This window comes from Paenibacillus sp. FSL M7-0802 (genome assembly GCF_038004945.1).
Lineage (GTDB): Bacteria > Bacillota > Bacilli > Paenibacillales > Paenibacillaceae > Paenibacillus > Paenibacillus polymyxa_B.
This window is the reverse complement of the sequence record NZ_JBBOSD010000001.1, coordinates 646,507-667,693: the sequence shown is the minus strand read 5'-3', so window position 1 is coordinate 667,693 and position 21,187 is coordinate 646,507. Positions and strand designations below refer to the sequence as shown.

Here is a 21,187-nt window from a genome sequence, read left to right as displayed (position 1 = left end):
CATATGAACGTATTTGAACGCTTTAGCAGTGAAGTTTTGCCGGCGGATTGGAGCTGGATCAATGAGCCGGCTGAGTGGAGATTCGATGATTCCAAGTCTTTGCAAATTTCTGCACCTTCACAGGCAGATTTCTTTAGGGATCCGTCTGGCGTAGCGACTAAATCGTCCGCACCCTTTTTGCATACAACGCTTCAAGGTGATTTTACAATATGGACGAGGGTCCGTGTTGATATGAAGCAGCCTTATGATTCAGGATGCTTGATGATGATGGCGGATGATACCCACTGGGCTAAGCTGTGTTTTGAATATTTTGAAAGCACTCCATCTATTCTTAGTGTGGTCACTCGGGATACATCCGATGATTGTATCTCTGGGGCGATGGACGTGTCCAATCCGTATTTACGAGTGGCACGAGCTGGAAATTGCTTTGCATTCCATTATTCATCAGACGGTCAGCATTGGAAGCTGGCGAGATATTTTGGTATGAATGTTCCTAACCAGCTAAAAGTTGGAGTTGTTGCTCAATCCCCGGTGGGGGAGGGCTGTGCTGTTACCTTTGATGCCTTGACGATAACAAACCATGTATCCGAGGACATACGAAACGTGGAGTAAATAGACAAAGGCTTTCTCTCTAAGTATGAAAGCGCTATAAAATAGGACTTAAAAAGACGTATATACGCATACTCAGGCAGGAGGTAGATGGAAACTTGCTGTTAAGAAGGAAGGGCTACAAGCTGCCCAGTTTGTTGGGAGTGCTGCTTGTAGCTACGTTGGGCTGTTTCGGACTCATTATGTATTTACAGTCCACAAGCGGAACGAGGATGTATCAATTTCTGTACTGGGATATATTCCTGGCCTGGGTTCCGGTCTTTATCACTCTGGGAATGATGGCTTTATCCAGACTGCAAAGTACAAAAGTGAGAAGTATTCTTTTATTTTTCTCTTCAATTGTATGGTTGTTTTTTCTGCCGAATGCTCTTTATTTGGTGACTGAGTTACTTCATGCGTTTCGTTTTTACGATGTGAATCCTGATACACGTTTTTGGTTGAACACACAATTTTGGTTTATCTTATTTACGTCTTTTTCAGCAGCAGGGCTGGGCCTTTTTCTTACATCCCTTTGTGTATTGGTGATCCACCATATGCTGAGGAGGATTTGTTCAGGTGGACTCGCATGGGCTGTAGTTTTTGTGTTGTTGTGGCTGGCCAGCATAGGCGTATATATTGGCAGATTTGCTCGCTGGAATAGCTGGGATGTATTATTGCAGCCACTGGTGCTCCTTGCGGATATTTGGAGATGGGGAGTACATGCAGGACCAAGGCTTCATTTGCTGTCCTTTTGCTGGCTGGTGTTTGGGATAGCAGTCATTTTTTATTTATTGATCTATATCTCTTTAAGTGAGAATCAGGATGTTTAGGCCGAGGACATGTATTCAATGAATACAGGCTTCGGCCTATTTTTACATGTGGCGTGTCAGGAGTTGGTGCTGTCCTCCCCGTGCACATCGTAAAGCACGCGCACAAGCAGATCCTGACTGAAATTCCCGAATCTTTTGCCAAAAATAGTGAGCCCACCTTTGTTTTCCGATTGATCGGTTACGGATAAACGGAGTGTAATGTCGCTTTTATAGTTAAGGTTAATATCGTCTATTGTGACTTCGGATATGCGGCACCCGTCAATGAAGCTGCCATGCTGATTGATGCGAATTAATTTGAGCATACCATATTGATTCAAATGCGGTGGCCACCAATCTGGATTCAGAACCCCCGGCACTTCTCCAAAATCTCCGGCGCTGGTCCAGTGCCCAATAGGGATACCGTTAATATGAAAACAAATGTCAGAGGGATATTCCTCACAATAGCAGGGTGCTTCTGAGCCCAGTTCTGCGGAGAATTGAATTTCCTTAAAGGATTGATTCGCTTTCAGATAGTTGGGGATGCGGTATTCCAAAAAACCTTCGGCCATCCAGATCATTTCCGACTCCAGCCGCCCGGGATCTGCAAAATAGCGTGGATCATCAAAATCGCCGATTATGCTGTCTCGGGTCACCAATCCACAAGTGGGGGACGCTTGGTAGTTACTATAATGACCTACGCGAATCTCAACCTCATACACATTTTTTTGTTCTCTGCTGCGCAAATCTACCATCAGCTTATCCTTGTTCAAATAACACATTTTTCGGGTACCGTGCTTGCCGCTCACGGTATTGATCTCCACAAGGCCGCATTCTTCCAACTTTCGAATATGCATTGTAATGGTACCGTTGCTCAAATTAAGTTTGTTGGCAATGTCATTCATACTTTGGCCCTGATAAGCAAGTAGCTCGAGAATTTGAATGCGGATTTCTGACCCCAGTGCTTTAAAAATATCTAACCCTGACATTAAGTCCTTAATATAAATCATATCTATAGACCATCCTTATCTATAAAAATTGTGATGTAAGCGCTTATATTTTTTACTTTGATTTATGTTAAAATAAAATCAAAAAGAAGTAAACTGCTTTTTTGTAAATTTTTTTTACTAAATAAAGAGGGGAGTGAATTAGACTCCAAATTAGAGATTATTTCATAAATGAATCGTATTTAAGTTTTATTTCTAGTTTTTTAGACAAAAATTAACTTAAATACGATTTAATTTTGCTTTTCATATTACTCTAATCTATGTTTTATAATTATTTAAAAAGATTGAAAAATACATTGACGAACTGAGGAAGGGCATGCTATATTTTGTTTGTAAACGAATTCATTATTGATAAAGTAAAATGTTAATTATATGGTACATGAGAGGGATGATAATCACAGCGTCAATCAACAACGGGTTGTGTACCGCACAGTTAAAGATTAGGCCGAGTGGTATGAAGTTATTTTAACACCAAATGTATGCGGTTTCATTTAAATTTAGGAGGGGTCGCGTTGATAAAGAAAAAAGGTTTTGCAATAGCAATGGTTGTTCTGTTGTTAATGATGGCTGCATTGACTGGTTGTGGCGGGGGAAGTTCCAGTAGTGATGGAAGCAAGGAACTGACATTCATGTTCCGTGGTGGAACAGATGAGCAAAAGGCTTATAAGGAAGTAATTAAGAAATTTGAAGCGGAACATCCTGGCGTAAAGGTTAAAATGGTCGTGACAGCAGCGGACCAATATGCTACAAAGCTTAGAGCTGCGATCACAGGAAATAATCTTCCAGATGTTTTTTATTTTAACCCTGGAGATGTGAAAGCTTATGTAAACAGTGGTGTACTGAAGAACCTCACCCCTTACATTGAGAAGAATAAGGATATAAACCTAGATAACATTTGGAAATACGGTGTGGATTTATATCGCTATGACGGTAAAATGGCCGGTCAAGGAGATATTTACGGTATGCCGAAGGACTTGGGTCCATTCGCACTTGGCTACAACAAAACGATGTTCGAAAAAGCGGGCGTGCCTTTGCCTGATAAAGACAAACCGTATACATGGGATGAGTTCATCAAGGTCAACCAAGAGTTAACCAAAGATACGAATGGTGACGGCAAGCCAGATCAGTACGGTACAGGCTTTAACGTTCAGTGGGCATTACAAGCCTTTGTATGGAGCAATGGGGCGGATTGGCTGGATGAGAGCAAAACCAAAGTAACGGTTGATGATCCGAAATTTGCGGAAGCGCTTCAGTACTTTGCTGACATGCAAAACAAATATAAAATCACACCTGGTATTGAACAATCGCAAACATTGGACACATACCAACGTTGGATGAAGGGCGAAATGGCATTCTTCCCGGTAGGTCCTTGGGATATGAGTACATTTGAAAAACTGCCATTCGAATATGATTTGCTGCCGTTCCCAGCCGGATCGACTGGAAAATCGGCAACATGGATTGGTTCCCTGGGTATCGGTGTTTCCTCTAAAACAAAATATCCAGATGAAGCTGTAGAACTGGTTAATTACCTGACCACTTCCAAAGAAGGAATGAAGCAGCTGGTAGATGCCAAGGTACAAATTCCGAATCTGCTGGACATGGCTGATGAATGGTCCAAAGATACGAAAACCAAGCCTAACAATAAACAGGAATTTATTGATATCGTAAATGACTATGGACGCTCATTACCAGGCAACTATACGTATAATGCAGAATGGTATGATATTTTCTTCACAGATATTCAGCCTGTACTGGACGGCAAAATTACGGCGGCAGATTATCTGAAGCAAGAACAACCGAAAATGCAGAAACTGCTGGATAAAGCGGTGGAGCAAGAGAAAAAATCACAGAAATAATGCGTAAATAGAGGAAAAAAGGATGATGTTAGTGGCTAAATATCATGCTGCTAACATCATCTTCATTCCAAATTAGAAACAGAGGTGAGCCCTGTGATAACCAAATCTAATCTCTACCGCAAAGAGAAGATATATGGATACTTATTTATTCTTCCACCTATTCTCGGTCTGCTAATCTTTACGTTATTCCCGTTTGTCTATTCGTTATACGGCTCTTTTACAGACTGGGACGGATTGGGACAAATGAATTTTATTGGTTTCGACAATTTTAAAGATTTATTTAGCGATGAGCTCTTTTATAAATCGATGTACAATACTCTTTTCTTAATGCTGGGTATTCCAATCGGTCTTGTACTAGCTTTACTGCTGGCACTAGGTTTGAATCGCAAGATTCCAGGTACGACAACATTTCGTGTGATTTACTATATCCCGGTTATTTCTTCGTTGGCTGCCGTTTCTATTATGTGGAACTGGGCATACAACGGAGACTATGGTTTGGTGAACCAATTCCTCGAAATATTCGGTATTAAGGGTCCTAACTGGCTGATGGATAAGGATACGGTCAAACCGGCCTTGATTCTCATGACCGTCTGGAAGGGTCTCGGATATACGATGCTGCTATATTTGGCAGCCCTGCAAAGCGTGTCTCGCTCTTATTATGAAGCAGCAGAGCTAGATGGAGCGAGCGGATTCCAGATGTTCCGCAATATTACATGGCCAATGGTGAAACCAGTAACCTTCTTCCTGGTCGTAACTAATATCATTGGTGGTTCGCAAATCTTTACTGAAATGAACATTATGACACCTACAGGGGGTCCGGAATACTCGTCCGCCTCAATCGTCTTTTATATTTGGGATAAGGCATTTAAAAACCTGCAAATGGGATATGCCTCCGCGATGGCTATGATTCTCGGCATCTTCATTTTTATCGTAACTTTGATTCAATTCAAAATGAATGAAAAATCGTCCTTTGATGGGGATTGATTTTCGCGGAAAGGAGTGAGTCTGATTATGTCCCATAGTCAAAAAACGAAAGTTACCAATACCATTATCTTTATTGTACTAGCGATTGGAGCGATTGTGATGATCGCGCCGCTGCTTTGGATGCTGTCCACTTCGGTGAAAGAAAAGCAGGATGTCTTTGCTCTTCCACCAGTATGGATACCAGAGGTATTCCAGTTTGGTAAGTATAAGGAAATTTGGGAAGCAGGACCTTTGTTAAGCGGGATCAAGAACAGTGTGATTGTGGCTGTAAGTGTTACCGTTATAGGTACCTTTACATCCAGTGTAGCCGCTTTTGCATTTGCAAAGCTGAGATTCCCTCATAAAAATAAACTGTTTCTGGCACTCATCGCATCTATGATGATTCCATACCCAACGGTTATGATTCCACAGTTTATGATGTTTTCCAAACTTGGCTGGGTCGATACACTTTTGCCTCTGATTGTTCCAGGTTTGTTCGGAAATGTAGTTATGATCTTTTTCCTGCGGCAGTACTTGCTTAGTGTACCAGATGCCATTATCGAAGCTGCTAAAATTGACGGAAGTTCTTATTTCCGACTCTACTCGTCGATTACGTTCCCGCTCATTAAGCCAGCAGTTGCGGCACAACTTATTTTATGGTTCATGGGGATTTGGAACGATTATTTGGCACCGATTATTTACTTGAACTCACCAGAAACGCAGACACTGCAGCTGGTTATCGCGAATTTTAATGCGACTTACGCCATTCAGACGGACTATCCGCTTATCATGGCAGCATCAATTATAGCCTTGTTACCTGTACTGATTATATTCTTGATCTTCCAGAAACAAATTATTGAATCGGTTGCCATTTCGGGTGTCAAAGGCTAATTGACACTTGGAGGGTATGGATGAATGATGTAAGGCAGTCACAATATGTAATGGGTAAAGGAAGGAGGAGAATAACAGTTATGGTTATGCTGCTCATGCTGGGTCTATCCGGCTGTGGGGATAACACTCCGGACCCTGTGTATCCGCAGGCTCCGCCTCCCGATCACTTGTATGATCAAAGTACGATTAACGATGAACAGCGCTGGACCATTAACAATGCACATGACCCGGCGATTATCAAAACAGATCAAGGCTATTATGTCTACTCAACGGATGTAAAGACAGGTGGAGAATTGAGACCTGGTGTTATGGTACGCAAATCGACTGATCTGATTCACTGGAACTGGGTTCAGTATGCACTCCCCGGCATTCCAAAGGAAGCGGAGGCGTGGTCATCAGCAACCAATCTGTGGGCACCGGACATCATCAAGATGGGTGATACCTATCGGATGTATTACTCCGCTTCTACCTTTGGCAGCACACGGTCTGCGATCGGATTGCAGACATCCAGCTCCCCGGAAGGCCCTTGGAAGGATGAGGGGCTGGTCGTTAAAACGGGAGAGCATGACAAGCTGAATGCGATTGATGCCAATCCGGTGCTGGATGCAGAGGGAAATCCATGGATGGTATACGGCTCTTTTTTCGGCGGTATTTACATTACGCCGCTTGATCCCCTGACTGGAAAGCTTAAAGAGTCCGGCTATGGCAAAAATATCGCTGCCAGAGATCGGGCAACTGAGGACGGTGCTGTAGAAGGGCCTTACATTGTGTACAATCCAATGTTCCGTAAATACTACTTGTTCGTCTCGTATGATTCTTTGTTCGAGGACTACAATGTTCGCGTTGCTCGCTCAGATTCTATCACAGGGCCTTATGTGGACATGAATGGACATGACATGGCAGATACCAGCTATTTGCCTCAATACGAGATTGGAAACAAGGTATTGGGCGGTTATCGGTTCAGCGAAGGAGAAGGCTGGGTTGCGCCAGGTCACAATTCTGTCCTGAAGGACGGTGCGGATTATTATATTGTACATCATGCGCGGGGAGAAACGGACAAGAGCTGGCCGTACCTGCATGTACGCAAAATATTATGGACGGCAGAGGGCTGGCCGGTCGTCTCTCCGGAGCGCTATGCGGGGGAAAAGGAGCAGGATATACCCAAAAGGCTATTATCCGGCAACTGGGAGCGCATCGTGATAAGGCAGGAAGTAGATGGTCAGGTGGAAGCTGAACCGCTCCGTCTTGAAGATGGAGGGCGGGCAACCAGTGGTTCTCTTGAAGGTCACTGGAGCTTTGATGGTAAGCGTACTCTAACAATGGATTGGAGCAATACATCCGAAGGAACAAAGGAAGAACTGTTATTGCTTCCTTCATGGGACTGGGAGCTCGGTCGCCATACTCTAATTTTCACAGGTATGAATGAAAAGGGAATTTCCATCTGGGGAAAACGTATCAGCGATTAATTGTATGAACTACATACTACACATAGAGGAGAGAAAAACCATGAATCAATCTGTACCCTTTAATAATCCGGTCATTGAGCAACGGGCAGACCCTTGGATTTACAAGCATAGTGACGGATACTATTATTTCACCGGATCTGTGCCAGAGTATGACCGCATTGAGGTTCGACGAGCAAGTACTATTCAAGGCTTGAGTACAGCAGAGCCTGTCGCAGTGTGGCACAAATATGAAACGGGCCCGTTAAGTGCGAACATTTGGGCACCAGAAATTCATTATATTAACGACAAATGGTACATTTATTTTGCAGCAGCTCGTACAACGGAGACGAAGGAAGGCCTGTTCGACCACCGGATGTTCGTGCTGGAAAATGATTCAGCTAATCCTCTGGAAGGGGAATGGGTGGAAAAAGGACAGATCAAAACCCGTTGGGAGACGTTCGCCCTTGATGCGACAACCTTCCAGCATAATGGAGTTCTGTATTATGTGTGGGCTCAGAAGGACCCGGACATCGTCGGTAATTCCAATCTGTATATTTCTGAAATGAGCAATCCGTGGACGCTGCGCGGTGAGCAGGTCATGATCTCCACTCCTGAATATGATTGGGAAATCATCGGTTTTAAGGTGAATGAAGGAGCAGCGGTTCTGAAACGGAACGGGCGGATCTTTATCAGTTATTCAGCTAGCGCCACAGACCACAATTATTGCATGGGCCTGTTGACAGCAGATGAGAATGCGGATTTACTTGATCCGAAATCATGGACGAAATCACCTGAGCCGGTATTCTGCACCAATGAGGAAACAGGACAATTCGGGCCAGGTCATAACAGTTTTACGGTTGCTGCTGACGGTAGCGATGTAATCGTATATCACGCCCGGAACTACAAGGAAATTACAGGTGATCCGCTGTATGATCCGAATCGTCATACACGTGTTCAGCCGTTCAACTGGAAGGAAGATGGAACACCTGATTTTGGTATTCCAGCACCAGATGGCGTTTCTGTTGATAAATAAGCGAAATCTATTATAGATGGTTGACGTGTTGCACAGCGGTACTGTAACTTTCTAGAAATCATAGGGAATTATGATTCGACTGCGTATAACAAGAGTAATAAGATATCTTCTGAGCCTTCAGGCTGGAGGATATCTTTTTGCTTTTGGGACGGCAAGGAGGACTCTTTTCAAAAACTTCGATTTCTGCTATATTTAAATCGTAATATTTACGAATTGATCAAGGGGTGGAAATCTCGTGAACAAGCGGATTGATCCGTTTACCGTTAAAAAGGTTGAATACCTGCTGAATGGCTATATTGCGCTAAAGGTGCCAGGCTACGTGCGTTCTGACGTGCGGCTCATTTATCAAATAAAGGATAACTGTTTGATCTTGACGGAGGAAAGGCCTTCTAATGAAACTGAGTCGTGGGATCGCACGGACATTGTCCAATTTCGCTGGGAGGAAAATCATTGGCATGTATATGCCCGGCAAGAGGCTGAAAGCTGGCAGCGCGTAAAAGAGATTGCACCTAATCCGTGCTTTGAAGAACAGCTCGAACAGGTAGAAATAGATCCAGCAGGTATTTTTTGGACAGGTTAACGAAGTGCAGAATGATAAGTTCGGAAGATGGAGGTAGTGGGAGTCGTCCCGTTAAACTATATATGGAAGTAAACAGACTGACCGTAACTCCTTATATGGAGGTTACGGTCATTTGTTTTGTCTGGGGTGGCACTGTCTAGTTTACGTTTCCATGTCTTGTCATGAGGCTTGTTACGGGCACTGTAAATCAGGGTATGTGAAACACAGAGCGTGATAACGAGTGGGGAGCGGTGTGTAGTGAATGAGCAGCAACGTAATGACAGACAAAGGCGTGTAGATGAGCAGTATCGACCGGAACCTGAGATAAGACAAGTAGAGCGGGAGCTTGGAGCATTGTATCCAAAAGGCAGATCCCGAATTGCACTGACAGGCGCCAGTGGTTATATCGGGCATAATCTGCTGCAGAGGCTGACTGAGCATGCAGATGTCATTGCCTTATCCCGCAGTGGAGATCAGCGTAAAAATACAGAGCACGTGGAATGGCGCTCGTGTGATTTTTTTTCCATGGAGGATGCAAATCAAGGATTACATGGAGCGGATTATGCCGTATATCTCATTCATTCCATGCTGCCCTCAGCGAAGCTGACACAAGGAACATTTGAGGATATGGATGTGATTTTGGCAGAGCATTTTGCCCGGGCAGCGCGTAATAACGGGGTGAAGCAGATTGTATACTTGAGCGGTATCCTTCCCGAGCATACAAGTGAGGATGAACTATCCCGACATTTACGCAGCCGTCTGGAGGTTGAGCGTGTATTGAAGTCTTTTGGAGTACCTGTAACCACAATTCGTGCAGGCTTGATCGTCGGCCCACAGGGTTCATCGTTTCCAATTTTGGTCAAGCTCGTTCGCAGATTACCAGTCATGATTCTACCTCGTTGGACCCGAACCAAGACCCACCCGATTGCATTGGAGGATATTTTGAATGCGCTGGATCGGAGCATCGGCAACCGTACTCTTGATGAACAAATTATAGACGTAGGCGGGCCGGAGGTTATGACATATAGAGAAATGATGCAAAGAACAGCGGAAATAATGGATAAAAAGCGTCGCTTTTTTAATGTGCCGTTGCTGACGATCAAACTGTCCCGCCTTTGGGTTACCCTAGTGACTGGAGCCCCCAAAGAGATGGCTTATCCGCTGATTGAAAGCTTGGCTCATCCGATGGTGGCGCAACGGAAACATAAGGTTCAAGGCATCAGCGATGGGAAGATTTCCTTTGACAAAGCAGCTCGAACCTCACTCGAGCAGGAAGAAGAATATCGGCATAAGAAGAATTCCCATAGCAAGTCCAAAAAGCCGTTAAAGTCAGCAATTCGATCATTAAAATCTGATGTACGCTCGGTGCAACGGATCAAACTCCCGCCTGGTAAGGATGCAACATGGGCCGGGGAACGCTATTTGGCCTGGCTTCCGGTCTTTGCAAAACCTTGGGTGCGTGTCGAGACAGGAGGCCCGGATACCTATCAGTTGTATCTCTTGGGTAGTCGAAAGCCGTTGTTAGAAATGATTTATGACCGTGCGCAGAGCACCTCTGAGTTTGCACTCTATCGAATCACAGGAGGTACTTTTGCCACTGTAAAGGAAGACCATCGCGGCAGGCTTGAGTTCCTGCAAATTCCCGGTACAAATATTTGTGTCGTAGCCATTCATGATTATGTGCCATCGCTGCCTTGGTTTATTTATAAATATACACAGGCCAAAGTACATTTGGGGGTTATGTATGCGTTTGGCAAGTATGTCAAGCGGTTGATTGATACAAATGTTTAATATTTTCCACGAGATGGAAGCTACAAATGTATGGTAAAGTGTAATATATACAAGGTTTTATCCAAATGTCCTATCCAAAGTCTCCTGTGCATACCGAATCCGAATCACACGAGGTGAGAAAAATGCTGCAATCGTTAAAAGCCATTGCTAATTACAGGAAAGAAAATGATCTGGCCTGGGATACACCGACTTGGTTAAAGCTGCTTGTTTCGGCTGAGGAGCGTATTGTAAATTTGGAACGCATTCGATCTATAGGTGAGTTAAAGGATGCGAATCCTGTACTGGATTACGTGGAGCGTACGTTGCTTATTTTGGACGGACTTCCATTGTCATTCTGGGTTAAAGAGCTACTGGAGGATGTATTGGTGTGGTCTGAGACAGCCAAAGGAGGTACAGTCCGCGAACGGCTACGCTGGCAGCATGAGGGCATTAATTTATTTGTACATAATATCGGCTCCTCCCAACTGTATGTCAGACAGGCCCAAGCGGAGTCCCCTGCGTACCCGCGCAATAGCATGACCCGAATTCTGATTGAGACGCATGGATTGATCGGGCAATATATACGGGGAGAAATTCCTTTTGCGGAAAATCGACTGCTGCTTGAAATTACTCGTAAGGGCTGGCTGAGCTCTGAGGAACTGGAGCTTGTTTTACGGGCCCTGAACGAGTGTATTATCGCCGGGGTAGAACCTGCATTATGGGACCAAGTACGCAGTGAAGTAGAGCAGCTGATCGGCTGGATTGCATGGGATAACGCACCTGTAGTCTGGAGTGTAAAGGAGCGACTGGAGAGATTACGGTCGGTTTCGATTCATGAAGGAGAGCCGTTCGAGCAGGCTTACACAGAACTAGAGCAGGAGTTGAATGTAGAGAAGGCGCTGGCTCCGTTGGAGAATCGGACACTTTGGTATGTAGAATCAGCTTTGCAGGATTTTTCACTTCAAGAACTGGTAAAGGTATTCTTACTCACATTAAGGGATGGGACGGGGCAGGAACAGCCTGCGACCGTTCGCCATATCAGTTTCGAATCGCTTATGAATACGATGTATTATGACTATCGTGGTGTCAAGAAAATTAACGTATATAAAAAACGAATGATAGAAAAATATTTAAGTGCACTGTCCTGGCAGGACATCTCAAAAGGGAAACGGAAGCATAATCCTCATTTGAGTGTGATCGTGGAGCATAAAGAGGAGCTGCCGAGTACTGTATTTTTTAATTTTGTATTTTCATCTGCGGCTGAGAAACTAATCGATTTTTGTATTGAAGCAGAAAAAACGCCTCTGTATGACAAAGCAGTCCTGCTGCTGTTCGATCTGTTCGGATTACGGCGTGATGCTTATGATCGCTTTCACAATGAGGAAACGTATCTTACAGATATGAACCAGACCGTAGATTACAAAAGGGTCATTTTGGATTACGTGACGGGAACCCGCATACTGGATATTGGACCTGGCGGGGGCGTGCTACTAGATCTGATCGAACAGGAAAGACCAGATGCGAAGCCATTAGGTCTTGATATTTCTGTGAATGTCATTGAGGCACTTAAACGTAAAAAGCAATTGGAGCGCCATCGTTGGGATGTCATCAAAGGAGATGCGCTTCGGTTGGAGGAATATGTGGAAACGGGGAGCATGGACACGGTCATCTTCTCTTCGATTCTTCACGAGCTCTATTCCTACATCGAACGAGATGGAATTCGGTTCAATCCACAAACGGTGGAGGCTGCTTTGCAGAGTGCCTATCGTGTGCTTGCACCCGGCGGGCGTATCATCATTCGTGACGGTATTATGACCGAACCAGTAGAACAGCGCAGACGAATTCGATTCTTGGAGCCGGATGGAATGGAATGGCTGATGCGGTATGCGCAAGATTTTGCGGGACGCCACATTGAAATAGAGCGTGTGGGTGAGCATGAGGCTGTTTTGCCAGTGAACGATGCGATGGAATTTCTATATACCTATACATGGGGGGCGGAAGCCTATGTACATGAAGTGCAGGAGCAATTTGGTTATTTTACCCCGTCACAGTATGAAGAGTGTATCCGTAACACACTTGGATCACAAGCGATTATCCGGGTGAGCCGCCACTATTTACAAGAGGGCTATGCCGAGGCGCTGTCCAGCCGTGTTGAGTTCATGGATGAGCAGGGCCAGCGGGTTCCTTTGCCAGACAGTACCTGTCTGATCGTGATTGAGAAGCCGAATAATAGGGCTGGAATTGCTGAATGATTTTTAATTTGAACAAGAGAATGCCTTCTGATTTGTGCCAAGCACGATTGGAAGGCATTTTTTAGAAAGCTAGTGGAGGTGTGTTCATGTATGTCCTCGCAGGTGGAAATATCCGGGTATGACCCGCAGTGGGCTGAAGAGTATATGCAAGAGCAAAGGAAAATTGTAGAGGCTCTCAAAGATGTATGTGTCGGCATAGAGCATATCGGAAGTACGTCCGTTCCTAATCTGGGAGCCAAGCCTATTATTGATATTATGGTTGGAGTAGAAGAGTTGGCAAGTCTTCAATCCGAACATCGAGAGCGTCTACAAGGGTTTCAATATGAATATGTATATAAGCCTGATTTTCCAGAGAGAGCTTTCTTTCGCCGTGGAGAATGGGGAGCTGGGACTCATCACTTGCATATTTACAAGTATAAAGGTGAGCATTGGGAAAACCATCTATTGTTCAGAGATTACTTAAAAGCGCATCCTGATAGCCTGCGAGCGTATGATACTTTAAAAAAAGATTTGGCGTACCAATTCAAATATGACCGTGCAGCGTATACCGAAGCCAAAGGACCATTCATTCGGAAGGTGATTGAGCGGGCGAAGCTTGAAAGATATAGGCAGGGACAGATGAATTCTTAGTACGCATGGACAAGGTGGAGGAATGATGAAGAATATGATGCTTGATGCACAGGTAACGCCGAATGGTTTAAAAGACAGAATGATGCTGCTGTCAGCGCTGGACATTATATTGTCCCCAGAAGATTGGTTACGCACGTATCGTATGCAATCTGAATGGTCTGGTGATGTATGCCTGGGTGAGGTGAACAACGGCGCTGGAGATACGATTCATATGCTATGGACGCGTGGAGGTGTGCTGTTGAAGGGTTTTGACCACGAATCCCCTGTAAGTCCTCATGCGAGAGACGAATATGAGGTCTGGCCGGGCATGTACGACGGTGTGCCTGATGATATGATGGAGCTTTTGGAAGACGAAGCCCTGGAGAAGGAGGACGTTACCTTTTGTATGTGGAGGAAAGCGGAAGATAAGGAGTGGCGTATGGGCAATGCGAACATTCCCGAGGCGTATGACGATGGCTCATCCTTTTTGCTGGGGAAAATTATAGTTACACCGGAGGAATATCAGGATTGGGCTGAAAGTTATTATGAGTTGCCGATTTCTCTAGGGGTGGTAAGCCAGATTTTCAACGGCGTTCCGGTCACTGCACAGATGATCTCTGCGCTTCATCCACAGCGTAACGTTACGGAAGCGATAAAGGAGCTAAAGCAGCTTGGCGTTCAGGTGCATGAAAGCTAAGAATACAGATTTGTTTTTCTTGACAAGTTTTGTATATAATACAGGAGAAATGGCTGGGTAATCACCTCGAATTAAAGGAGCTGTGTTGAAGATGTCCAAACGTTTGATTCCTTACATCACGATGGATGGAAATGCAAAAGAAGCAATCGAATTTTATGAAGAGGCATTGGATGCTCAACTGCTTTTTATTCAAACCTTTGGGGAAATGCCGGAAAACCCCGATTTTCCCATTCCCGCAGAGGTCAAGGAACGTGTGGGACATGCTACCCTTAAAGTGGGTGAGACAGAGCTCATGTTTTCTGATACCTTTCCCGGATCACCGTTTAGCAGCGGGAATCAGGTGAGTATCTGTATTACAACCGATAGTGTGGAGCAAGCTCAAAAAATGTTTGATGCTCTACAGCAAGGAGGACAGGTGGGAATGCCTTTGCAGGAAACCCATTTTAGTCCCGCTTATGGGAATGTAACAGACAAGTTTGGTGTCACCTTTCAAATGTTCACAGAGGCTCGGTCTTAAGAAATGGAAAACGGCTCGATTCCGCTACTTTAGCGATCTGGCCGTTTTTTTTACGTATAGTTCAATTTCTAGAATAAATAATGATTTTATTATTGTTGAAATAGAAACAAAAATATATTATATTATGTTGTTAATGCACCAACGGGTGGGAGGACAGGCCATGAACAAAGAAGAACAGGTCATAATGGGTTTCAGGGACTTATATAACAAGATGGTTTGGCTTAATAAGGATAAGATGGAAGACAGTCTTAAGGGTTATAAGTCTTCTGAAGTACATTGCATCGAATACATTGAAAGAAATGTAGATTCCAACGTGACAAAACTTGCGGAGTCCCTTTATATGACTAGCGGTGCCATAAGTAAAATAACTAAGAAGCTCATAAAAAGAGGCATTATCGAAAGCTACCAGAAGCCGGATAACAAGAAAGAAATCTATTTTAGGCTTACGGAGCAAGGGAAAGTAATCTATAAAATCCATGAGGAACTGCACAAAGAGTTTCAAGAGCGGGATAAAGCTGTATTTGAGCAGGTAACTGAGGAGCAATTTAACAGTATGATTAGCTTCCTGGAAAAGTATAGTAGGCATTTGGATGCAGAAATAAAGAAACAGGGTGTAGATATTAAGTCGGAATAAATTTGAATAATGAAAATCAAACCACAGGCAGCTGGGTTCTATTGAGAACGGGCTGCATTTTTTTTGCTACTGTTTTGTTGCCGAGGAAGCAAAACTGTGATACGATATTTTTGATTCCGAGGAAGCAAAACAACAATTTTTAAGGGGAGAATTTAAGTGTTCAAATTTAGATCACACCATGAACAGAACACAGAACAAATTGTAGATAAACACGCTTTAATATTCGGCCTTATCTCTGTGTTTCTTTGCGGAATAGGCTTCAGTATCATAGCACCTGTCGTCCCATTCTTAGTACAGCCTTATATAAGCAATCCGGGACAACAAGCTATCGTTGTCACGCTGCTGACCTCTGTTTATGCCTTCTGCGTGTTTTTTGCGGCCCCCATACTTGGAGCTCTGAGTGACAAATATGGCCGTCGTCCATTGCTCTTAGTATGCCTTTTGGGTTCCGCAATCGGGTACTTGGTTTTTGGCATAGGAGGAGCTCTATGGGTACTATTTGTGGGACGCATAATAGAGGGGATAACAGGTGGGAGCATAAGCACGATCTTCGCATATTTTGCAGACATCATTCCTCCAGAACAGAGAACCAAATACTTTGGATGGGTGAGTGCGGTTGTAGGTGTAGGCACTGTCATTGGCCCAACTCTAGGCGGATTACTTGCCAAGTTTGGTTATTCTGTACCTATGTATTTTGGAGCAATCATAACTTTATTGAATGTTGTTTATGGATTCTTTTTTATGCCAGAGAGCCTTGCCAAGAATAATAGACTGAAAGAGATTACCTTTGTAAGACTGAATCCACTTACACAGCTTGCAAACATACTTTCCATGAAAAGCTTAAGAAGGCTACTTGTCTCGGCGTTCTTACTTTGGATACCCAACGGATCTTTACAGGCCGTTTTTTCACAATTTACAATGGATACCTTCGGTTGGAAGCCTGCACTAATCGGACTTATGTTTTCAATTATGGGCTTCCAAGACTTCATTTCACAAGGTTTCATCATGCCAAAGCTTTTGATAAAACTTAATGATAAACAGATAGCAATTCTTGGAATGGTTTCGGAGATTATAGGCTACAGTCTTATTGCGCTATCTACTTTGTTCTCATTCTATCCTCTTTTTATCGCTGGAATGTTTATATTTGGTTTTGGTGATTCGATCTTTGGGCCTTCATTCAATGGGATGCTCTCCAAGTCTGTCGATTCTAGTGAACAAGGAAGGATTCAAGGAGGTAGTCAATCTATTCAGGCTTTAGCAAGAATGATTGGGCCTATCATTGGAGGTCAAATCTATGTGTCACTTGGTCATGCCGCACCCGCTTTTATGGGTATGATCCTTATAGCAGCGGCAATACCAGTTTTATATAAGCGAACGCAAGTAAATGAGGATTTTGCAAAAATCCCATAAGCGACTTCCAATGAACAAGATATAGATCGAAATGGTTTAGTTCGTCTATATCTTGCACTTCGGAGCGACTGGAATCGAATTTTGCAAAATCCTGAAATATGTAAACTATCTACTTTGTTTACAGTCTGAGCCATCCGCATGCGGACGGCTCTTCATAGTATCACCTTGCTAAATTAATTTCACGTATTTGTACTTATACGCCAAAATTAAAATCATCATCTGTCAGCGGCTCTACATTCATCGCCCGCACATAGCCGTTTCCTTTTTTAGAAAAGAAATCATGCTGCTTAGTGTGGGTGCTGATACCGTTGAATACAATGGGATTAACTTCTTCTTCTTCAAACAGTGGATCAAAGCCCAAGTTCATCATGGCCTTGTTGGCGTTGTAGCGCAAAAAGACTTTCACATCGTCTACGAGTCCAATAGGAGTGTAAATTTGCTCGGTGTATTGTTCCTCGTTATTGTGCAAGTAGCGGAGCAAGCCTACCAGCGTCTGGTAAAGATCACGTTGTTCTTCCTCGGCCAATTCTGCATAAATCTCCTGTGCCAGTACACCTACGTACACACCGTGAATACTTTCATCCCGCAGGATCAAATCGATAATTTCTCCACTGCATGTCAGCTTGCCCTGGCCCGCCAAATAAAGAGGGTAGAAGAAGCCGCTATAAAATAAATAGCTTTCTAACAGCACCGATGCTGCCATCGCGAGATACAGGTCTTTGGGTGTGTGGATATTCATATAATACTGACGAATGGTTTCTGCCTTGGTTTGGAGATGTGGATTTTCTTCCACCCAGCGGAACACACCGTCAATTTCTTCCGTGGAAGCTAGCGTTGTAAAGATGCTACTGTACGACTTGGCATGAATTTGTTCCATCATCGCCATAAAGCTTAGTACGGCTTTGCGTTGCAGTCCGTCCACATGCTCCATAATTTGCGGCATACCCACGCCGCCTTGAATGGTATCCAGTAGCGTCAATCCGCCCAGCACCTTCATGTAGGCTTCTTTTTCGATATCACTGAGGGTTACCCAGGACATTTTATCGTCAGACAACGGGATTTCATCATCCGTCCAAAATTGCATAATGTTCTGGTTCCAGAACATCAGTGTGAAATCATCGTCCGAGCGATTCCAGTTTACAGCTTGTATACCTGTCATTGTTAGCATTCTCCCTTCAGCTTGCGAGATTCCCTGGAAACACATATTGAAATAGTGCAGGCGAATCATCGTATGCTTGACATACGGAAGCTGTATCCGCGAGGGTCTTGTCCAGTCCCGTAAAAGGTCTGAACCACACGCTGGATACAGCTTCTAATGCAAAGCATCCATATCTATTCAAAATCTAATTTTTATACTACAGTTTGTTACCATTTATGTTTTAGATGGAGCAGGTGAGGCACTCTTCCACAGACAGCTTTTTGGTGCGTGTGTAGTATAACGATTTAAGTCCTTTGTGTGCGGCGTACAGATAGCAACGTGCTAACTGACGCGTAGTCACGTCACTATTCACATGAAGCACGGTCGAAATCCCTTGGTCCACGTGCGGCTGGATTTCTGCAATCAGATCAAGCACTTTGAACTGATCCATTTGATAAGCGGATTTATAGAAGAACACGTTATCCTTTTGCAAATAAGGCATTGGATAGTAGGTCGTCGAATTGGCATAGGTACGGGTTTCAATCTGCTCAACAATCGGCATGACGCTGGATGTTGCATTTTGAATGTACGAAATGCTAGCAGTCGGCGCAATTGCCATACGATAGGCGTGGTACAGGCCATTTTTCATCACATCTGCTTTTAATTTGTCCCAGTCCGCTGAAGTCGGAACATAGATGCCTTTGAACAGCTCTTGCACACGTGCAGTTGTCGGACGATAATCTGTGTTCAGGTATCGGTCAAAATATACGCCTGTCGCATAATCCGATTCCTCAAATCCATAAAAGCTTTGTCCAGCTGCTTTCGCGATTTCCATACTCTTTTCGATGGAATGATAGTTCATCGTCATGAAGAAGGTACGGACAAAGTCTTTTGCTTCATTGCTTTCATACGCAATTTTGTTTTTGGCAAAGTAGCCGTGCAGATTCATAACACCCAGACCGACGGAGTGCATTTCACGGTTCGCTTTCGCAACACCTGGTGCATTAGCTACTTGGGTCATATCGCTGACTGAGGTGAGCGCGATCATACCCTCATGAACGGATTCGCGAATTTTACCATGTTCCATCACATTTACAATGTTCAGAGAAGCCAGATTACAGCTCACGTCCCGGCGGATAGTATCCTGTTGTCCGTAATCTGTAATTTCGGAAGTTTCCTGCAACTGGAAGATTTCCGTGCATAGGTTCGACATCTTGACTTGACCCACGTTTTTAAGAGCATGTGCCTGGTTCGCGTTACTTTTGTTCATGATATATGGATAACCAGACTCCAACTGAATCATGGCAATTTTCGTCAGCATGTCACGTGCGCTCATCGCTATTTTTTTCTTCACCCGATCGTCAGCAAGCAGCGTGTCGTACATTTCATCCAAATCCATGTCGTCCAGATGCGTTCCATAGGCTTTGAACACACTGTAAGGAGCAAATACATGCAGCGGTTCATTATCTTGAGCCAGCTTGTAAAAGCGGTTTGGCACCAGCAATCCAATAGAAAGTGTCTTGAGACGTACTCTTTCGTCAGCATTGATTTTTTTGCTATCCAGGAACTCAAGCACGTCCCATCCGAAAATGTTGTAATAGGCTGCGCCAGAACCTTTACGTTGTCCCATTTGATCTGCGTAGGAGAAGCCGTCTTCCATCAGCTTCAGCACAGGCATTATGCCTTTTGCTGCGCCTTCTACACCCTTAATTGCTTCACCGCGTGCCCGCAGTTTCGACAGGTTGACCGCAACACCGCCCCCGATTTTGGACAACTGCATGCAGGTGTTCAGCACATAGTTGATTGAGTTCAGGGAGTCGTCCATTTCGAGCAGGAAGCAGGAAACCAATTCCCCACGGCGGCTTTTGCCTGCATTTAGGAAGGTTGGTGTCGCTGGCTGGAGACGTTGCTCCATCATCGAGCGGGACAACAGGCGTGCCGTATCGGCGTTACCGCGTCCTAAATGCAGCGCGACAGCAGCAACCCGGTCAGGGTAATGTTCCAGATAGACTTTACGGTCGTTACTCTTCATTGCATAGTCGGTATAAAACTTGGATGCTGCCATATAGGAAGGAAATTTAAAATTATAGCTATGAGTGATATGGAAAATATCATTAATTTCGTCAGCCGTGTAGCTGTTATAGAAATTTTCGTAATAATCATTCTCAATCATATACAGCACTTGAGCGGTTGTGTCAGCAAACTTCAAACTCCGTTCCTGAACTTCCTTCATAAATTCCGCTACAGCCTCTTGGTCCTTTTCCAATTGGAAAAAGCCGTCTGTATCGCGTTTCATCAACATGTTGTTCAATTCAATATGCCGCAACTCGGCTCACCTCCTGTTTAAAACGCTCTACATCTCCGAACGTTCCAGATAATTCAAATTTACTAATTACGGGGACATTATAGTGGTCGGAAATCAAATCCGCACTTTTGGCAAATTTCTCACCCCAGTTACGGTTGCCGCTTGCAGCTACACCAACAAGGTTTTGTGCATTTTTTTTCAAAAAGGAAGATACCCTCTCAGGTATCTGCCCAAACCCGGTTGTATATGTAATAAGTACGTAAGGTTCTTCTATAGTCATTTGCTCCTCGATCTGAACCGCTGGAAGCTTGAGCTTGTTTATAAATCTTTTTACATTGCCGGTCTTGGAATCATATGCAATCAGCATGGTATGCAACCTCCTTAAACAATTAACGAAAAAAGAAAACGGCATTGCCTGAGATCCATCATAGCTGGAATCCCTTGCTGGCTGTGCCATTTAAAATTTTTGACTCTATATTTACATGTATTTTCATACCTGTATCTTCAAGATATCGGGCATAAATACGTTTTTTACACTATATTTAGAGTACATTCTCTATTTTATATCTATATATAGTTTTGTCAATCGGTCTAGAGGGGATCAGCGGACCCAGATCGGGTATAAGTCCAAGCGGGGTGCGGAAAAGAGCGAAAGAACTTTTTTTTCGTAAGTATGTTAAAAAAGTATTGGAGTTTTTGAGGGTGAA

General features: G+C 44.0%; 19 protein-coding genes. 15 read left to right on the top strand and 4 right to left on the bottom strand.

Annotated features, from left to right (window positions below; genetic code table 11):
- The first annotated feature begins 3 nt into the window (after window positions 1–3).
- Both MHB54_RS03345 and MHB54_RS03340 read left to right on the top strand, forming a co-directional pair.
- Window positions 4–612 (top strand): DUF1349 domain-containing protein, encoded by a 609-nt coding sequence (locus tag MHB54_RS03345; protein ID WP_076294906.1) that lies wholly within the window; start codon window positions 4–6, stop codon window positions 610–612.
- A gap of 95 nt (window positions 613–707) precedes the next feature.
- A complete protein-coding gene (locus MHB54_RS03340; RefSeq protein WP_023988068.1) occupies window positions 708–1,418 on the top strand; it encodes a DUF1361 domain-containing protein in 711 nt (236 codons plus the stop codon).
- 56 nt (window positions 1,419–1,474) lie between these two features.
- Here MHB54_RS03340 and MHB54_RS03335 read toward each other — a convergent pair whose 3' ends face one another.
- The gene (locus tag MHB54_RS03335) at window positions 1,475–2,404 is read right to left on the bottom strand and encodes an ArsR/SmtB family transcription factor (RefSeq protein WP_028542797.1); all 930 of its coding nucleotides are present in this window, start codon (window positions 2,402–2,404) and stop codon (window positions 1,475–1,477) included.
- A 509-nt stretch (window positions 2,405–2,913) separates the two neighbouring features.
- Here MHB54_RS03335 and MHB54_RS03330 point away from each other — a divergent pair.
- From MHB54_RS03330 to MHB54_RS03270, 13 genes are all read left to right on the top strand, one after another.
- Window positions 2,914–4,257: an ABC transporter substrate-binding protein gene (locus MHB54_RS03330; RefSeq protein ID WP_023988070.1), complete on the top strand. Its 1,344-nt coding sequence runs from the start codon at window positions 2,914–2,916 to the stop codon at window positions 4,255–4,257.
- A gap of 93 nt (window positions 4,258–4,350) precedes the next feature.
- A complete protein-coding gene (locus MHB54_RS03325) occupies window positions 4,351–5,241 on the top strand; it encodes a carbohydrate ABC transporter permease (RefSeq protein ID WP_023988071.1) in 891 nt (296 codons plus the stop codon).
- Window positions 5,242–5,268: 27 nt separating this feature from the next.
- Entirely contained in the window at window positions 5,269–6,111 is an 843-nt protein-coding gene (locus MHB54_RS03320; RefSeq protein WP_023988072.1) for a carbohydrate ABC transporter permease, read from the top strand.
- An 80-nt stretch (window positions 6,112–6,191) separates the two neighbouring features.
- The gene (locus MHB54_RS03315) at window positions 6,192–7,577 is read left to right on the top strand and encodes an arabinan endo-1,5-alpha-L-arabinosidase (protein ID WP_076294904.1); all 1,386 of its coding nucleotides are present in this window, start codon (window positions 6,192–6,194) and stop codon (window positions 7,575–7,577) included.
- 40 nt (window positions 7,578–7,617) lie between these two features.
- The gene (locus MHB54_RS03310) at window positions 7,618–8,589 is read left to right on the top strand and encodes a glycoside hydrolase family 43 protein (RefSeq protein WP_068940562.1); all 972 of its coding nucleotides are present in this window, start codon (window positions 7,618–7,620) and stop codon (window positions 8,587–8,589) included.
- Window positions 8,590–8,824: 235 nt separating this feature from the next.
- Window positions 8,825–9,169: a DUF3024 domain-containing protein gene (locus MHB54_RS03305; RefSeq protein WP_256704463.1), complete on the top strand. Its 345-nt coding sequence runs from the start codon at window positions 8,825–8,827 to the stop codon at window positions 9,167–9,169.
- A gap of 237 nt (window positions 9,170–9,406) precedes the next feature.
- On the top strand, window positions 9,407–10,939 hold the full coding sequence (locus tag MHB54_RS03300; RefSeq protein WP_305954119.1) for an NAD(P)H-binding protein: 1,533 nt from the start codon (window positions 9,407–9,409) through the stop codon (window positions 10,937–10,939).
- A 122-nt stretch (window positions 10,940–11,061) separates the two neighbouring features.
- The gene (locus tag MHB54_RS03295) at window positions 11,062–13,170 is read left to right on the top strand and encodes a class I SAM-dependent methyltransferase (protein WP_069080861.1); all 2,109 of its coding nucleotides are present in this window, start codon (window positions 11,062–11,064) and stop codon (window positions 13,168–13,170) included.
- A 90-nt stretch (window positions 13,171–13,260) separates the two neighbouring features.
- The gene (locus MHB54_RS03290) at window positions 13,261–13,800 is read left to right on the top strand and encodes a GrpB family protein (RefSeq protein WP_076294903.1); all 540 of its coding nucleotides are present in this window, start codon (window positions 13,261–13,263) and stop codon (window positions 13,798–13,800) included.
- A 22-nt stretch (window positions 13,801–13,822) separates the two neighbouring features.
- Window positions 13,823–14,476, top strand: coding sequence for a hypothetical protein (locus MHB54_RS03285; protein WP_256704462.1), 654 nt, complete (start codon window positions 13,823–13,825; stop codon window positions 14,474–14,476).
- A 91-nt stretch (window positions 14,477–14,567) separates the two neighbouring features.
- Entirely contained in the window at window positions 14,568–14,993 is a 426-nt protein-coding gene (locus MHB54_RS03280) for a VOC family protein (RefSeq protein WP_053325184.1), read from the top strand.
- A gap of 160 nt (window positions 14,994–15,153) precedes the next feature.
- Window positions 15,154–15,627 (top strand): MarR family transcriptional regulator, encoded by a 474-nt coding sequence (locus tag MHB54_RS03275; protein ID WP_076294901.1) that lies wholly within the window; start codon window positions 15,154–15,156, stop codon window positions 15,625–15,627.
- A gap of 156 nt (window positions 15,628–15,783) precedes the next feature.
- The gene (locus MHB54_RS03270) at window positions 15,784–17,037 is read left to right on the top strand and encodes an MFS transporter (protein ID WP_076294900.1); all 1,254 of its coding nucleotides are present in this window, start codon (window positions 15,784–15,786) and stop codon (window positions 17,035–17,037) included.
- Window positions 17,038–17,230: 193 nt separating this feature from the next.
- On the opposite strand, the gene nrdF is transcribed toward MHB54_RS03270, so the two are convergent.
- The 3 genes from nrdF to nrdI all read right to left on the bottom strand — a co-directional run bounded on the left by nrdF (window position 17,231) and on the right by nrdI (window position 20,847).
- Window positions 17,231–18,196: a class 1b ribonucleoside-diphosphate reductase subunit beta gene (gene nrdF, locus MHB54_RS03265; protein ID WP_025723500.1), complete on the bottom strand. Its 966-nt coding sequence runs from the start codon at window positions 18,194–18,196 to the stop codon at window positions 17,231–17,233.
- Between the two features lie 220 nt (window positions 18,197–18,416).
- On the bottom strand, window positions 18,417–20,501 hold the full coding sequence (gene nrdE / locus MHB54_RS03260; protein ID WP_340981384.1) for a class 1b ribonucleoside-diphosphate reductase subunit alpha: 2,085 nt from the start codon (window positions 20,499–20,501) through the stop codon (window positions 18,417–18,419).
- The gene (gene nrdI, locus MHB54_RS03255) at window positions 20,488–20,847 is read right to left on the bottom strand and encodes a class Ib ribonucleoside-diphosphate reductase assembly flavoprotein NrdI (RefSeq protein WP_053325185.1); all 360 of its coding nucleotides are present in this window, start codon (window positions 20,845–20,847) and stop codon (window positions 20,488–20,490) included. Before nrdI ends, nrdE begins: the two co-directional genes overlap by 14 nt.
- Window positions 20,848–21,187 lie beyond the last annotated feature (340 nt).

Bases quoted from the DNA above. Each gene is read 5' to 3' on its own strand.
- MHB54_RS03345 (WP_076294906.1), top strand. From the start codon at position 4: ATGAACGTATTTGAACGCTTTAGCAGTGAAGTTTTGCCGGCGGATTGG.
- MHB54_RS03335 (WP_028542797.1), bottom strand. From the start codon at position 2,404: ATGATTTATATTAAGGACTTAATGTCAGGGTTAGATATTTTTAAAGCA.
- MHB54_RS03320 (WP_023988072.1), top strand. From the start codon at position 5,269: ATGTCCCATAGTCAAAAAACGAAAGTTACCAATACCATTATCTTTATT.
- MHB54_RS03315 (WP_076294904.1), top strand. From the start codon at position 6,192: ATGGTTATGCTGCTCATGCTGGGTCTATCCGGCTGTGGGGATAACACT.
- MHB54_RS03310 (WP_068940562.1), top strand. From the start codon at position 7,618: ATGAATCAATCTGTACCCTTTAATAATCCGGTCATTGAGCAACGGGCA.
- MHB54_RS03295 (WP_069080861.1), top strand. From the start codon at position 11,062: ATGCTGCAATCGTTAAAAGCCATTGCTAATTACAGGAAAGAAAATGAT.
- MHB54_RS03290 (WP_076294903.1), top strand. From the start codon at position 13,261: ATGTCCTCGCAGGTGGAAATATCCGGGTATGACCCGCAGTGGGCTGAA.
- MHB54_RS03285 (WP_256704462.1), top strand. From the start codon at position 13,823: ATGATGAAGAATATGATGCTTGATGCACAGGTAACGCCGAATGGTTTA.
- MHB54_RS03280 (WP_053325184.1), top strand. From the start codon at position 14,568: ATGTCCAAACGTTTGATTCCTTACATCACGATGGATGGAAATGCAAAA.
- MHB54_RS03275 (WP_076294901.1), top strand. From the start codon at position 15,154: ATGAACAAAGAAGAACAGGTCATAATGGGTTTCAGGGACTTATATAAC.
- nrdF (WP_025723500.1), bottom strand. From the start codon at position 18,196: ATGACAGGTATACAAGCTGTAAACTGGAATCGCTCGGACGATGATTTC.
- nrdI (WP_053325185.1), bottom strand. From the start codon at position 20,847: ATGCTGATTGCATATGATTCCAAGACCGGCAATGTAAAAAGATTTATA.